The organism is Luteibacter sp. UNCMF331Sha3.1 (assembly GCF_900109915.1).
Lineage (GTDB): Bacteria > Pseudomonadota > Gammaproteobacteria > Xanthomonadales > Rhodanobacteraceae > Luteibacter.
In genome coordinates this window covers 1271499-1285706 of the sequence record NZ_FOBU01000002.1, presented here as the reverse complement: position 1 = coordinate 1285706, position 14208 = coordinate 1271499, and the positions used below count along the sequence as shown (strand labels likewise).

General features: G+C 67.8%; 11 protein-coding genes and 1 tRNA gene. 9 read left to right on the top strand and 3 right to left on the bottom strand.

The genetic code is table 11. The features are described 5' to 3' along the window. Nucleotides 1-108 precede the first annotated feature (108 nt). The 7 genes from fdnG (at nt 109) to BMX32_RS18690 (ending at nt 9172) form a co-directional block, all read left to right on the top strand. Nucleotides 109-3183 carry a formate dehydrogenase-N subunit alpha gene (gene fdnG, locus BMX32_RS14205; protein ID WP_089979719.1) on the top strand — a complete coding sequence of 1025 codons (3075 nt, stop codon included), beginning with the start codon at nt 109-111 and terminating at the stop codon, nt 3181-3183. 10 nt (nt 3184-3193) lie between these two features. Next, the gene (fdxH, locus tag BMX32_RS14200) at nt 3194-4114 is read left to right on the top strand and encodes a formate dehydrogenase subunit beta (protein ID WP_089979717.1); all 921 of its coding nucleotides are present in this window, start codon (nt 3194-3196) and stop codon (nt 4112-4114) included. Continuing rightward, nucleotides 4111-4770, top strand: a complete 660-nt coding sequence (locus tag BMX32_RS14195) for a formate dehydrogenase subunit gamma (RefSeq protein ID WP_089979715.1) — start codon at nt 4111-4113, stop codon at nt 4768-4770. Before fdxH ends, BMX32_RS14195 begins: the two co-directional genes overlap by 4 nt. Next, a complete protein-coding gene (gene fdhE, locus BMX32_RS14190; RefSeq protein WP_089979713.1) occupies nt 4767-5717 on the top strand; it encodes a formate dehydrogenase accessory protein FdhE in 951 nt (316 codons plus the stop codon). Before BMX32_RS14195 ends, fdhE begins: the two co-directional genes overlap by 4 nt. Before the next feature lie 10 nt (nt 5718-5727). After that, nucleotides 5728-7149 (top strand): L-seryl-tRNA(Sec) selenium transferase, encoded by a 1422-nt coding sequence (selA, locus tag BMX32_RS14185; RefSeq protein ID WP_089979712.1) that lies wholly within the window; start codon nt 5728-5730, stop codon nt 7147-7149. Further along, complete coding sequence (selB, locus tag BMX32_RS14180) at nt 7146-9068, top strand: selenocysteine-specific translation elongation factor (RefSeq protein WP_211664228.1); 1923 nt, start codon at nt 7146-7148, stop codon at nt 9066-9068. The genes selA and selB overlap by 4 nt, the downstream gene beginning before the upstream one ends. Nucleotides 9069-9076: 8 nt before the next feature. Next, nucleotides 9077-9172, top strand: a tRNA-Sec gene (locus BMX32_RS18690). A 3-nt stretch (nt 9173-9175) separates the two neighbouring features. On the opposite strand, the gene BMX32_RS14175 is transcribed toward BMX32_RS18690, so the two are convergent. Then, entirely contained in the window at nt 9176-10000 is an 825-nt protein-coding gene (locus BMX32_RS14175) for an SDR family oxidoreductase (protein WP_089979710.1), read from the bottom strand. A gap of 97 nt (nt 10001-10097) precedes the next feature. On the opposite strand from BMX32_RS14175, the gene BMX32_RS14170 reads away from it, so the two are divergent. Continuing rightward, on the top strand, nt 10098-11057 hold the full coding sequence (locus BMX32_RS14170) for a LysR family transcriptional regulator (RefSeq protein WP_089979709.1): 960 nt from the start codon (nt 10098-10100) through the stop codon (nt 11055-11057). On the opposite strand, the gene selD is transcribed toward BMX32_RS14170, so the two are convergent. Then, the gene (selD, locus tag BMX32_RS14165; protein WP_089979707.1) at nt 10994-12034 is read right to left on the bottom strand and encodes a selenide, water dikinase SelD; all 1041 of its coding nucleotides are present in this window, start codon (nt 12032-12034) and stop codon (nt 10994-10996) included. The genes BMX32_RS14170 and selD overlap by 64 nt on opposite strands. 82 nt (nt 12035-12116) lie before the next feature. On the opposite strand from selD, the gene BMX32_RS14160 reads away from it, so the two are divergent. Beyond that, nucleotides 12117-13169: a permease gene (locus BMX32_RS14160; protein WP_089979705.1), complete on the top strand. Its 1053-nt coding sequence runs from the start codon at nt 12117-12119 to the stop codon at nt 13167-13169. A gap of 36 nt (nt 13170-13205) precedes the next feature. On the opposite strand, the gene BMX32_RS14155 is transcribed toward BMX32_RS14160, so the two are convergent. Next, nucleotides 13206-14165, bottom strand: coding sequence for an NADP-dependent oxidoreductase (locus BMX32_RS14155; protein ID WP_170843666.1), 960 nt, complete (start codon nt 14163-14165; stop codon nt 13206-13208). Between the last annotated feature and the right edge of the window lie 43 nt (nt 14166-14208).

Below are 14208 nucleotides of genomic sequence, written 5' to 3'. Positions count from 1 at the left end.
CGTGATAGCGTTTCTCAATGCGCCGGGCCTGCGTCCGGCGCATGAAGCCAGCCGCCGTCGGTACAAATGACGGTCAGTCCAGCCAAGTTTCCCCAGGGAGCTCCCGCGATGGCAATGACCCGCCGCGAGTTCATCAAGTTCACGGGCCTCGGGCTCACCGCATCGAGCCTCGGTCTGCTCGGTTTCGGTGCCGCCGGCGTCGCCCAGGCCGCCGCCGTGCGGCCCTTCAAGCTCACCCATGCCACCGAGACGCGCAACACCTGCACGTACTGCTCGGTGGCCTGCGGCATCCTCATCTACAGCATGGGCGACCGTGCGAAGAATGCGGTGTCGAACATCATCCACATCGAGGGCGATCCGGATCATCCGGTGAACCGCGGCACGCTCTGTCCGAAGGGTTCGGCGCTGCTCGACATCGTGCACGCGCCCACGCGCCTGAAGGCACCGCGCTACCGCGAACCCGGCTCGGCCGAGTTCAAGGAAGTGTCCTGGGACTTCGCGCTCGACCGCATCGCGCGTCTGATCAAGGACGACCGCGACAAGCATTTCCAGACGACCAACGCCAACGGCACCACGGTGAACCGCTGGACCAGCGTCGGCATGCTGGCCGCCTCGGCGTCGTCCAGCGAAACGGCCTTCCTTACGTGGAAGGTCGCGCGATCGCTCGGCATGGTGGTGTTCGACAACCAGGCGCGCGTCTGACACGGACCGACGGTGGCCAGTCTGGCCCCATCATTCGGTCGCGGTGCGATGACCAACACCTGGCAGGACATCCGCAACGCCAACGTCGTCATCGTCATGGGCGGCAATGCCGCCGAAGCGCACCCGTGCGGTTTCAAGTGGGTGATCGAAGCGAAGATCGAGAACGGTGCGAAGCTGATCGTGGTCGACCCACGGTTCACGCGCACGGCGTCGGTCGCGGATTACTACGCCCCCATCCGGCCGGGTACCGACATCGCGTTCCTCTCGGGCGTGATGCATTACCTGCTGGAAAACGACAAGATCCAGCACGAATACGTGCGTTCGTACACGAACGCCGGCCTGATCGTGCGTGAGGGTTACGAGTTTCAGGACGGCCTCTTCAGCGGCTACGACGAAAAACGCCACGGCTACGACCGCAGCACCTGGGATTACGAGTACGACGAGAAGGGTTTCGCGAAATCCGACGACACCTGGCAGAACCCGCGCTGCGTCATCAATCTGCTGAAGCAGCACGTCTCGCGCTACACGCCCGAGATGGTGTCCCGCATCTGCGGCACGCCGCAGGACAAGTTCCTGCAGATCTGCGAGCTGTTCGCCGGCACGGCGGCACCCGACAAGGCACTGACCAGCCTGTTCGCGCTCGGGTGGACGCAGCACACGGTAGGCGCGCAGAACATCCGCGCGATGGCGATGGTGCAGCTCCTGCTGGGCAACATCGGCGTGGCGGGCGGCGGCATGAACGCGCTGCGCGGCCATTCCAACATCCAGGGCCTCACCGACGTCGGCCTGCTCTCCAACCAGATGCCGGGCTACATGAACCTGCCGAGGGACGTGGAAACGTCGTTCGACGAGTACATGAAGACGAAGCTGTTCAAGCCGCTGCGCGATGGGCAGACCAGCTACTGGCAGAACTACCGCAAGTTCTTCGTCAGCTTCCAGAAGTCGATCTTCGGCAATGCCGCGACGGCGGAGAACAACTGGGCCTACGACTGGCTGCCCAAGCTCGACATCCCCCTGTACGACATCATCAAGGCGTTCGAGATGATGAACGACGGGCAGATGACGGGTTACATCTGCCAGGGCTTCAACCCCCTGCAGGCGTTCCCGGACCGCGGCAAGATCCGTCGCGGCCTGAGCAAGCTGAAGTTCCTCGTGACCATGGATCCGCTCGACACGGAAACCTCGCGCTTCTGGCAGGACTTCGGTCCGCAGAATCCCGCGAAGCCGTCCGAGATCCAGACCGAGGTGTTCCAGCTGCCGACGACCTGCTTCGCCGAGGAAAACGGCTCGCTGGTGAACTCGGCGCGCTGGCTGCAGTGGCACTGGAAGGCCGCCGAAGCGCCGGGCATCGCGAAGTCCGACATCTGGATCATGACGGGCCTGTTCCAGCGTCTGCGCGAGCTCTACCGCAAGGAAGGCGGCGCGTTCCCGGATCCCATCCTCAACATGGTCTGGAACTACACGGACCCGCGCGAGCCGAACCCCGAGGAGCTCGCGAAGGAAATGAACGGCCGCGCGCTCGTCGACCTCACCGACGCCACGACCGGCGCCGTGACGAAGGCCGGCACGTTGCTGGACAGCTTCGCGCAGCTGCGCGACGACGGCACCACCGCGTCGGGCTGCTGGATCTTCACCGGTTCGTTCACCGAGAAGGGCAACATGATGGCCCGCCGCGACGCGACGGACCCGCGTGAGCAAGGCATCGCGCCGAACTGGGCATGGGCATGGCCGGCAAACCGGCGCATCCTCTACAACCGCGCGAGCGCCGACCTCAACGGCAAGGCGTGGAACCCGAAGAAGCCGGTGATCGAGTGGAACGGCACGCGCTGGGTCGGCCTCGACGTGCCCGACTACGGCCCGACCGTGAAGCCGGAGGACGGCGTCGGTCCCTTCATCATGAATGCCGAGGGCATGGCTCGCCTGTTCGCCCGCGACATGATGGCGGAAGGCCCGTTCCCGGAGCACTACGAGCCGATGGAGTCGCCGGCCGACAACGTGCTGCACCCGACCGTGAGCCACAACCCCGTGGCGCGCGTGTTCGACGGCGACCGCAACAACTTCGGCAAGCGCGAGGACTTCCCGTACGTGGCCACCACGTACCGGTTGACCGAGCACTTCCATTTCTGGACCAAGCACGCGCTCATCAACGCGATCCTGCAGCCGGAGGAATTCGTGGAGATCGGCGAAGTACTCGCGAAGGAGAAAGGCATCGCGCAAGGCGGTTGGGTCAAGGTGTCGTCCAAACGTGGCGAGGTGATCTGCAAGGCCTATGTGACCAAGCGCATCAAGCCGCTCACGGTCGACGGCAAGCCCACCCACGTGATCGGCGTACCCCTGCACTGGGGCTTCACCGGACAGGCGAGAAAGGGTTACGGCGCGAACACGCTGACACCGTCGGTCGGCGACGCCAACACGCAGACGCCGGAGTTCAAGGCGTTCCTCGTCAACGTCGAAAAGACGTCCGCACCGGTTACCGCCTGAGGCCAACGACATGTCAGATCTGCAATCGCAAGACTATGTCCGCCGCTCGGCGACGACCATGACGCCTCCCATGGCGCGCAGCCATGAGGACCAGGTGGCCAAGCTGATCGACGTCAGCCGCTGCATCGGCTGCAAGGCGTGCCAGTCCGCGTGCATGGAGTGGAACGACCTGCGGCCGGAGATAGGCCACTTCGAAGGCTCGTACGAAAACCCGATGGACCTGGGGCCCAGCGTCTGGACCCTGATGAAGTTCAACGAGTACGAGAACGAACAGGGCAATCTCGAGTGGCTGATCCGCAAGGACGGCTGCATGCACTGCGAGGATCCGGGCTGCCTGAAGGCCTGCCCGGCGCCCGGCGCCATCGTGCAGTACGCCAACGGCATCGTCGATTTCATCAGCGACAAGTGCATCGGCTGCGGCTATTGCGTCAAAGGCTGCCCGTTCGACATCCCGCGCATCAGCAAGACGGACCACAAGGCGTACAAGTGCACGCTGTGCTCCGACCGCGTGACGGTCGGGCTGGAACCGGCCTGCGTGAAGGCCTGCCCCACCGGCGCGATCATGTTCGGCTCCAAGACCGACATGACGCACTGGGCGGGCGAGCGCATCGAAGACCTCAAGTCGCGCGGCTTCGAGAACGCCGGTCTTTACGATCCGCCGGAAGTCCAGGGCACGCACGTGATGTACGTGCTGCACCATGCCGACAGGCCCTCGCTGTATTCCGGCCTGCCGGACGAGCCGCGCATCAGCCCGGTCGTGCAGGCCTGGAAGGGCATCCTGAAACCGCTCGCGGTCATCGGCATCGCAGCCGCCGCGCTCGCCGGATTCTTCCACTGGGTCACGGTCGGACCGAACGAGGTCCAGGACGAGGACGAAGCGGAAGCCGATCGCGCCATGCGTGAAGTGGAGGAAGAGGAGAAGTCGCCATGACCCGTCCGAAGCGCGCCTTCACGCGCTACACCACGCTCAATCGCGTCAACCACTGGATCAACGCCGGCCTGTTCATCCTGCTGGTGTTGTCCGGCCTGTCGTTCTTCCACCCGATCCTGTTCTTCCTCTCCGGCCTGTTCGGCGGCGGACAGTGGGCCCGGGCGGCGCATCCGTGGTTCGGTGTCGGCCTGGTGATCAGCTGGATCGGCATGTTCATCCAGTTCTGGCGAACCAACCTGTTCAACCGCGACGACATCGCTTGGTCGAAGGCCATCGTGCAGGTCGCCACCAACGACGACGAGCACGTGCCGCCGATCGGCCGCAACAACAGCGGACAGAAGGCCGTGTTCTGGGCGATGACCCTGCTGATCCCGACGTTGTTCGTCACGGGCCTCCTGATCTGGGAGGTCTATTTCGGTCAGGCGACGTCCATACCGGTGCAGCGTGTCGCCGTGCTCATCCACAGCCTCGCGGCACTCGGCGCCATCCTCGTCTGGGTCGCCCACGTCTACGCGGCGATCTGGATCCGCGATTCGGTGCGCAGCATGACGCAGGGCTACGTCACGCCCGGCTGGGCGTGGCACCATCACCGCAAATGGTTCTATCAGCTGGCGTCCGGCCAACGCGCGAAGACCGACCCCAGGAAGAATCCGTGAAGCAAGCCGAAGCACCACCGAACGCCAAATGGAGCGGTCCATCCCATGCGGGCGTGAAAGCGCCCGATCCGATCCTGCTACCCGATCCCGTGCAGCGTTTCGCCGGCACGGCGGATCGCCTGGAGGCGCTCGCCGAAGGCCACCCCCTCGAGCCGTGGCTGCGTTTCCTCGCCAACGTCTCGTCGGCACAGCACGCGGTCGCGAACACGCTGGGCCCGGGCACGACGCTCGACCCCGCGTCGGTCGCCACGGCGGTCGAGGCCCGCCTGCCGCCGCTCGCCGCGGACGGTCACCGTCGTCATCCGTCGTGGCGTGAAGGTCTCACCCGGCTGCTCGATCTCATCGACGCGACCGGGCTGCCCGAGCCGGCCGTCGAAGCCATCGGCGACCTGCGTGCCAGCGACGCGGCCGCCATCGAGCGACTCGCCGACCAGTTCCTGCGCGGCGAACTGGCCGCGGCGAATGCCGCCGCGGCCGTCTATGTCACGGCGGCGCTGCAGGTCTATTTCACGGTATCCGCCGCCCGTCTCGACGCCGCGTCGTTGCGCCTTCTGGAGGAGCGGGCCCTGTGTCCGTGCTGCGGTTCGCCATCGGTGTCCGGCGTGGTCATGGCCGTGGGCAGCAACCCCGGCACGCGATTCCTCCATTGCTCGATGTGCTCCACGGCGTGGAACCACGTGCGCGCCGTGTGCCTCAACTGCAACGGCACGCGCAAGCTCTCGGTGCAGGGCATCGAGGGCGACGCGGAAGTGGTCAAGGCCGAGACGTGCGGCGAATGCGACACCTACAGCAAGCTGCTCTATCAGTTGCGCGACACCCGGCTCGATCCTTTCGCGGACGATCTGGCCTCGCTCGGGCTCGACCTCATGGTCGCCGAAGCGGGATACTCGAGGCACGCGCCGAACCCCCTGCTCCTCCTGGGCGACGGCGACGACGACCTCGAGTAAACAGAGCGCCATGGCCGACCCGCAGACCGCCCTACGCCAACTCCCTGCCGTCACCACCGTCCTCGCCACGCGCGAGGCGGAGGCGCTGGTCGAACGACACGGGCGCCAGGCCACCACCGACGCCATCCGGAAAGCCCTCCACGACCTGCGGCAGACCTACCTGCCTTCGGGTGGGAGCGCGCTCGGGCGCGAACGGGCGCCCTCGCCGTCGGACGTCGCCGGTTCCGCGGCCCGCCTCCTCGATACGCTGTCGACGCTTCGCCCCGTCTTCAACCTCACGGGCACGGTGCTTCACACGAACCTCGGCCGCGCCCTGCTCGCCGACGCCGCGATCGAAGCGGCCGTCGCCGCCATGCGTCACCCGGTCGCGCTCGAATACGACCTCGACACGGGCACGCGCGGCGAGCGCGACGATCACGTGCGCAGCCTCCTGCGCGAACTGACCGGCGCGGAAGACGCGACCGTGGTCAACAACAACGCGGCCGCGGTACTCCTCTGCCTCAACACCTTCGCGCTGCGTCGCGAGGCCGTGGTCTCGCGCGGCGAGCTGATCGAGATCGGCGGTGCGTTCCGCATGCCCGACATCATGGCGCGTGCCGGCGCCGACATGATCGAGGTCGGCACCACCAACCGCACGCATGCGGCCGACTACCGCGACGCGCTGAACGCGCGCACGGGCCTCGTGCTGAAGGTGCATACCTCGAACTACCGCATCCAGGGCTTCACCGCCGAGGTCGGCGCGCGCGAACTCGCGGCCATCGCCGACGCGGCCGGCGTGCCGCTGATGAACGATCTGGGCTCCGGCAGCCTCGTCGACCTGTCGATGCACGGCCTCGCGCGCGAACCGACGGTACGCGAGGCGGTGCGGGAGGGCGCGCGACTCGTCACGTTCTCCGGCGACAAGCTGCTGGGCGGCCCGCAGGCGGGATTCATCGTCGGCGACCGTGCGTTGATCGGGGAGATCAACCGCAATCCGCTCAAGCGCGCACTGCGCGTCGACAAGGTGCGCCTCGCCGCGATCGAAGCCACGCTGAATCTCTATCGCGATCCCGATCGCCTCGCCTCCCGCCTCCCGACGCTGCGCGCGCTCTCCCGCACGAGCGGCGAGATCCACGCGCAGGCGCTGCGTTTGCGCTCGGCCATGGCCGAGCGCATCGGCGACGCGTTCACGGTGGAGGTGGCCGACTGCTTCAGTCAGATCGGTTCCGGCGCGCTGCCGCTCGACACCCTCGCCAGCGCGGCCCTGTCGATCCGCCCGCACGGCAGCCAGAGCGCGCTCGACGGGCTCGCGGCGAGCCTGCGTCGCCTTTCGCGCCCGATCGTCGGCCGCGTCGCCGACGGTGCGTTGCTGTTCGACCTGCGTTGCCTCGACGACGCCGACGAACCCGCGTTCCTCGCCGCGCTCTCGGAACGGAACGCGGATCGCCCGTGATCGTCGGCACGGCAGGACACATCGATCACGGCAAGACATCGCTGGTGCGCGCGCTGACCGGCGTCGACACCGATCGCCTGAAGGAGGAGAAAGCGCGCGGCATCACCATTGACCTCGGCTTCGCCTACCTTCCGCTCGGCGACGATCTCACGCTCGGCTTCATCGACGTGCCCGGTCACGAGCGCTTCGTGCATACGATGGTCGCCGGAGCGAGCGGCATCGACATCGCGCTGCTGGTGGTCGCCGCGGACGATGGCGTGATGCCGCAGACCCTCGAGCATCTGGCGATCCTCGATCTGCTCGGCACGCGACGGAGCCTGATCGCGCTTACCAAGGCCGACCTCGCGACACCGGAGCGTCTCGCCGTCGTCGAGCAGCAGATCCGCGACGCCGTCGCCGGTACCTTGCTCGCCGGTGCCGACATCCTGCGCGTATCGGCGAGCACGGGAGCGGGCGTGGACGCCTTGCGCGACAGGCTCGCGGCGGAAGCCCGGCGCCTTGGCGAGCGGAGCGACGATGCGCGCTTCCGCCTCGCGGTGGACCGCGTATTCACCCTGCCCGGCATCGGTGTCGTCGTCACCGGCACGGTGCTCTCGGGCGTGGTGCGGGTGAAGGACCAGGTGGTGCTCAGTCCGTCGGGCCTCGCCGCGCGCGTGCGGTCGATCCACGCGCAGAACCGCCAGGTCGACACCGGCCGGGCGGGCGACCGCTGCGCGCTCAACCTTGCCGGCGAAGGCGTCGCGAAGGACGCCATCCAGCGGGGCGACATGGTGGTGGATCCGGCGCTGCACGCGCCCACCGATCGCATCGACGCGCGTCTGCACCTGTTGCCCGGCGAGCCGAAGCCGGTCGTCGCATGGTTTCCGGCACGGCTTCATCACGGTTCGGCGGAGGTCGGCGCCCGTATCGTGCCGCTCGACGGCGAACAGCTGCGCCCCGGCCAGACCGCTGACGTCCAGCTGATTCTCGATCGGGCCATCGCCGCCGCGGTGGGCGATCGCTTCGTGCTGCGCGACGTTTCCGCGCGACGCACGATCGGCGGCGGCACGTTCGTCGACCTGCGCGCCCCGGAGCGGCAGCGACGCAAACCCGAGCGCGTCGCCGAGCGCGGCGCGATGGCCATCGCCGATGCGCAGGACAGCCTGGCCGCGCTGCTCGACCTGCCGCCGTTCGCACGCGACCTGACGACCTTCGCGCGCGATCGCGCGCTGTCCGCCGACACGCTCGACCGCATCGTCGTGGCGCTGCGGCCGATCGTCTTCGAGACGGGCACCGGGCGCATCGCCGTGTCCACCGCGGCATGGCGACGTTTCGTCGGGGCGCTTCGCGACACGCTGGAAGCGTTCCACGCGGCGCATCCCGACGTGCAGGGCATGGCGCGCGAGAAACTGCGGCTGGCCGTGCAGCCTCGCCTGCCCGTGGCCGCTTTCGCGATGGCCTTGCAGCATGCCGACGTCGCCTCCGATGTCGTTCGCGACGGCGCGTTCGTCCGTCTTGCGAGTCATTCGCTGCAGATGAGCCCGGAGCGCGAGGCACGATGGCAGGCGGTGGCCCCGCGGCTCGGTGGCGACCTTCGATTCCGCCCGCCGCGCGTTCGCGACATCGCGGGCGACCTGGGTCGCCCCGAAGACGAGGTCCGTCAGCTGCTCCGGTTCGCGGGGCGACTCGGTCTCGTCGACGAGGTCGCCCACGACCATTTCTTCCTGCGCGCGACGATGCACGAGATGGTGCAGATCGCGATCGACATCGCCGCGCATGCGCCCGACGGCCGCTTCACCGCCGCCCAGTTCCGTGACCGGCTCGACTGCGGCCGCAAGGTCGCCATCCAGATCCTGGAGTTCCTCGATCGCCAGGGTGTTATGCTCAATCAAGGCACGATGCGCCGCATCCAGCCGCGTTACGCCGACCTCTACGGTTGAGCGTCGATGGAAGAGCAACGTCCCCGGTGGGGCGTCCGGACTTCAAATCCGGGTGAGGCAGCCAGACTGTTTCGGGTGGGTTCGACTCCCATGCTCTTCCGCCACCGTCACCCGCCGAACTTTCCGCGCATGAACGCCATGTACGCGGCTTCCGACGTTTCCCTACGTGCCCGCACCAGCGGCTGGATGTCCTCGGTGGCGACGTAGCGCAGGCGATCGCTGCCGTCGGTCGTCGCCTCGTAGATCACGTCCGCGACATCGGCCGACGTCGCGAGCCGGTTCTCGCGCAGCCCTTCGAACACCCGGGCCGCGGACGCCACGAACTCCTCGTACCCCTGCGGCACCGGCGCCTGACCGAATTCGTCCGTCGAGCGCGCGCTGAACCGCGTGTCCAGCACGCCACCCGGCTCCACGATCTTCACCGCGATGCCCTGCGACCGCAGCTCGTAGGACAGCGACTCCGAGAAGCCTTCGAGCGCGAACTTGCTCGCGTTGTACAGGGAGATCATCGGCAGCCCGAAGACACCGGCACCCGAACTCACGTTGACGATGGTGCCGCGACCCCTCGACCGGAAATGCGGAAGGATCGCCCGGGTCACGTCCATCACGCCAAAGACGTTGACGTCGAACTGCTCCTGGATCTTCTCGCGAGTGGCACCTTCGAAGATGCCGAACAGACCGAAGCCCGCGTTGTTCACCACGGCGTCGATGGCACCGAAGCGCGCGATCCCTGTGGCGACCGCGGCGTCGATGCTGTCGCGGTCCTGCACGTCGAGCCGGGTGACGCAGATGTCGGGGCGGTCGGAGAGATCGGCGCCCGCGGCCGGATCGCGCATGGTGGCGACCACGTTCCAGCCACGCTCGGCGAACAGCTGGGCCGTGGCGCGGCCGAAGCCCGTGGATGCGCCGGTGATGAGGACGGTCTGAGTCATGTAACGCGCTCCTTTGGTTGAGAACACCAAACTGGTTGCGCGTGGTCGTCCGAACAATCAGGCTTGTCCGGGACGTACCGATGAAGGAATTCGAACAATGCACAAGGCCGGGTTAGCCGAGCTGCAGGCCGTGCTGGCGGTCGCGAACCACCGCAGCTTCCGTCGCGCGGCGGTCGCGGTGGGCATGTCGGCGTCGGCGCTCAGCCACGCCGTCGCCGCGCTCGAACAGCGCATGGGCGTCCGTCTGTTCCACCGGACTACGCGGAGCGTGTCCCTGTCCGAGGCCGGCGAGGCCTTCGTTGCCCGGATCCGCCCCGCGCTGGGCGAGATCGCCGCGGCGATGGACGAAGCCAACGACTTCCGCGACAGCCCGACGGGCACCCTGCGGATCAATACGTCAGAAGGCGCGGCGTCGATGATCCTCGCGCCGATCCTGCTCGAATACGTGCGTCGCTATCCGGACATGCGCCTGGACGTCGTGACCGAAGGCCGCTTCGTCGACATCGTGGCCGAGGGCTTCGACGCCGGCATCCGGACGATGGACGCGATCCCGCAGGACATGGTCGCCGTGCCGTGCAGCGCCCCCATCCGCTTCCTCGTGGTCGGCTCGCCGGCCTATTTCGCGGGACGGACGATGCCGAAGTCACCCGACGACCTCCTCGCGCATACGTGCATCCGCAGCCGTCTGCCGAGCGGCGCCTGGTATCGATGGGAGTTCGCGCGACGTGGCGAGGAACGCAGCGTCGACATCGACGGACCGCTCGGTTTCGACAACCACCACCTGATGATCGCGGCCGCGCTCGACGGCATGGGGCTGATCTGGACCAACGAATGGTCGGTCGCCCCGCATCTCGCGTTCGGCCGGCTCGTGGCCGTGCTCGAGGACTGGTCGCCGCGATTCGATGGCCTCGGCGTCTATTACCCCGTGCACCGGCACATGACGGCGGGACTCCGCGCCTTCATCGATCTGGTGAAGGCGCGGGCCCTCGATCCTCAGACCACGTCGACGCCTGCGTCGCCCGCCGCCACCGATCCGACGATGCCCGCGCGCGGGTAACCCGCGTCCAAGATCCGCCGCAGGATCTCGTCGGCGCGCGCCGGCGCGCACGCGATCAGCAGGCCGCCGGACGTCTGCGGATCGGTCAGCACGTCGCGCCGCCATGGCGGAAGGTCGCCGGGCAACGTGACGCCTTCGCCGTAGCTCTCCCAGTTGCGCCGCGACGCGCCCGTGACGAACCCGCGCTGCGCGAGGGCTTCCGTGTGTGCGAGGAGCGGCACGCGGGCCTGCTCGATGGCGATGCGTACACGGCTGCCACGCGCCATCTCCAGTGCGTGGCCGAGCAAGCCGAAGCCGGTGACGTCGGTCATGCCATGCACGTCGTCGTCCTTCGCCAGTTCGTATCCGATGCGATTGAGCAACGTGGTGGAGGCGATCATTTCCTCATAGGCGTCCGCAGGCAACGCCTCCTTCCTGAACGCCGCCGAGTAGACACCGATGCCGATGCCCTTCGTGAGGATCAGCGCATCGCCCGCCCGCGCACCCGTGTTGCGGCGCACCTCCGACGGCGCGCAGAGGCCGATCGCCGCCAGGCCGTAGATCGGCTCGGCCGAGTCGATCGAATGCCCGCCGGCCACGGGAATGCCGGCCTCCGCGCACACGGCTTCGCCTCCCTTGAGGATCTTCTGCACGGTGCCGGTATCGAGCTTGCCCAGCGGCATGCCGAGGATCGCGAGTGCCATGATCGGTTTTCCGCCCATCGCGTAGACGTCGGACAGGGCGTTGGTCGCGGCGATGCGCCCGAAGTCGTAAGGGTCGTCGACCACGGGCATGAAGAAGTCGGTGGTCGCGATCACGCAGGTGCGGTCGTCCACCTGCCACACCGCGGCATCGTCGCTCGATTCGGTACCCACCAGCAGCTGGGAGAACGGCATCGACGCCGAGCGATCGGCAAGCAATTCACGCAGCACCGCAGGCGACAATTTGCAGCCGCAGCCACCGCCGTGCGCGAGTTCGGTCAAACGCGTAAAAGTCATGACAGGTTCCGCCAAAACCGCGATAGCGCGGCGAACGAGTTGTGCGGCAGCATAGCGCACGGACGTTTTCCAGGGGATTTCGATGAGTACCGACATACGCACGTCGCGCGCCATGCGCTGGGGAGTGTTCCTGCTGCTGGTGGTCGCCGGACTCTTCTACGTGAAGTGGTATCCGTACTATGGCCGCGCGTTCGACGCCGCGGCGAAGCATTCCATCGGCGGCTCCATCCTCATGGGCGATGCCACGGCCGCCCCGCCGGCATCGTGGGACGCCGCGCTCGGCTACGCGCTCGCCTACGGCAAGGCCATCTGGAAGGCCATGATCCTCGGCCTGCTGCTCGGGTCGGGCCTGCAGGCACTGCTGCCCGCCAGCGCGGTGCATCGCGCGCTCGGCCGCCGCACGTTCGGCAGCACCCTGATGGGCGGCCTGATGGGCATCCCCGGCATGATGTGCACGTGTTGCGCGGCACCCGTCGTCGTCGGCCTTCGCAAACACAGCGCGGCACCCGGCCCGTCCGTGGCGTTCTGGCTGTCGAACACGATGCTCAATCCCGCGACGCTGGTGTTCACCGGCTTCGTGCTCGGCTGGCACTGGAGTCTCTTCCGCATCGTGCTCAGCATTCCCCTGGTGCTTGGCCTCGGCTGGCTCGCCAATCGCGTCGCGGGCCACGGCGATGCCGTCGTCGCGCAGCCGCCCGCGCCGGAGGCCGAATCGCGCTCGTTCGCCGACATCGGCAAGCGCTGGCTGCAGATCTTCACCGGCATGACCCTGCGCCTGATCCCCGAATACCTCGTCATCGTGCTGCTGCTCGGCGCGGCGCGCGCCTGGATGTTCCCCGCCATCGGTCCGGGCATCGGCGACGAGTGGTTCTGGGTGCTCGCCTTCGCGCTGGCCGGCATGCTCTTCGTCATCCCGACCGCCGGCGAGGTGCCCATCGTGCAGGCCATGCTCGCCCTCGGTATCGGCGTGGCACCCGCGGCCGCGCTGCTGATGACGCTGCCTCCGGTAAGCCTGCCTTCCCTCGCGATGCTCGGCCGCTCGCTGCCGGTGAAACTGCTGGCGACCATCGCCGTCGCGGTCGTGGCTTTCGGCGTGCTGGCCGGCACGTTGGCGACGTTGCTGCAGATGCGCTGACGAACGATTTTGCGACCCTGACGCGCCGATCCGCTTTCAGCGATCGGTCGTCAGCACCGTCTTGCCGAAGTGGGGACGCCCCTCGGCATCGCGGAACACCCTCGCCGCGTCGTCCAGCGCGAACACCGCATCGACCTGCACCGCGATGCGCCCGTCGCGCACGCGACCGGCGAGCTCCGCCAGCTGCGCCGCATCGGGCCGCACGATGAACCATGCCGCCGCGATACCCAGCGCGGCGGCTCGTTCGGGGGACGGCGCGTCGTCGGCCTCCCCGGAGATCGTCACGAGACGACCGCCTTTCCGCACGACGCTCCAGCTGCGCTCGAGCAGATCGCGCCCCACCGTGTCGAACACGAGGTCGACGGCGCCGGCGATATCCTCGAAGCGCTTCGCCGTGGTGTCGATCACGACATCGGCACCCAGCGCGCGACAAAGCTCGGCGGCATGCGCGCCCCGCACGGTGGCGATCACGCGCGCACCGGTGTCTTTCGCGAGCTGAATCGCGAACGTCCCCACCGCGCCCGCACCGCCATGTACGAGCACGGTTTCGCCCGCCGCGAGATGCCCATGATCGAAGAGCCCCTGCCACGCCGTGAGCGCGCCGATCGGCAGCGTCGCGGCATCGACGGCGCTGACGGCATCGGGAATGCGCGCGACTTCGCCCGGCAACACGTGCGCCAGTTCCGCCGCCGCGCCGTTGCGCCAGAAGTCGATCAGCCCAAAGACACGATCGCCGATGGAGAAGTCATCGCCGTTCGCGCCCACGTCGATCACGTGCCCTGCGAATTCATGACCCACGATCACCGGCAACGGCCGCGCGCGCCCGTCCGGTAGCGGCATCGTGCCGTTGGTCACCCAGTGCGGTTCGCCGAACGTCAGTCCCACGGCGTCGACGGCCACGAGCATGCCATCGTCGTCGGCCTCGGGATCGGCCGTGTCTCCGACGACGATGGAAAGGTCGCCTTTCGCGGCGTTGGCAATCCAGGCGGCTTTCATGGTGTGTGCTCCGGTGGGTTCGTCAGGTGTAGACCCTTGCGTG

Coding starts and splice junctions, on each gene's coding strand:
- fdxH (WP_089979717.1), top strand. CDS start 3,194: ATGTCAGATCTGCAATCGCAAGACTATGTCCGCCGCTCGGCGACGACC.
- BMX32_RS14195 (WP_089979715.1), top strand. CDS start 4,111: ATGACCCGTCCGAAGCGCGCCTTCACGCGCTACACCACGCTCAATCGC.
- selA (WP_089979712.1), top strand. CDS start 5,728: ATGGCCGACCCGCAGACCGCCCTACGCCAACTCCCTGCCGTCACCACC.
- BMX32_RS14175 (WP_089979710.1), bottom strand. CDS start 10,000: ATGACTCAGACCGTCCTCATCACCGGCGCATCCACGGGCTTCGGCCGC.
- BMX32_RS14170 (WP_089979709.1), top strand. CDS start 10,098: ATGCACAAGGCCGGGTTAGCCGAGCTGCAGGCCGTGCTGGCGGTCGCG.
- selD (WP_089979707.1), bottom strand. CDS start 12,034: ATGACTTTTACGCGTTTGACCGAACTCGCGCACGGCGGTGGCTGCGGC.
- BMX32_RS14160 (WP_089979705.1), top strand. CDS start 12,117: ATGAGTACCGACATACGCACGTCGCGCGCCATGCGCTGGGGAGTGTTC.
- BMX32_RS14155 (WP_170843666.1), bottom strand. CDS start 14,165: ATGAAAGCCGCCTGGATTGCCAACGCCGCGAAAGGCGACCTTTCCATC.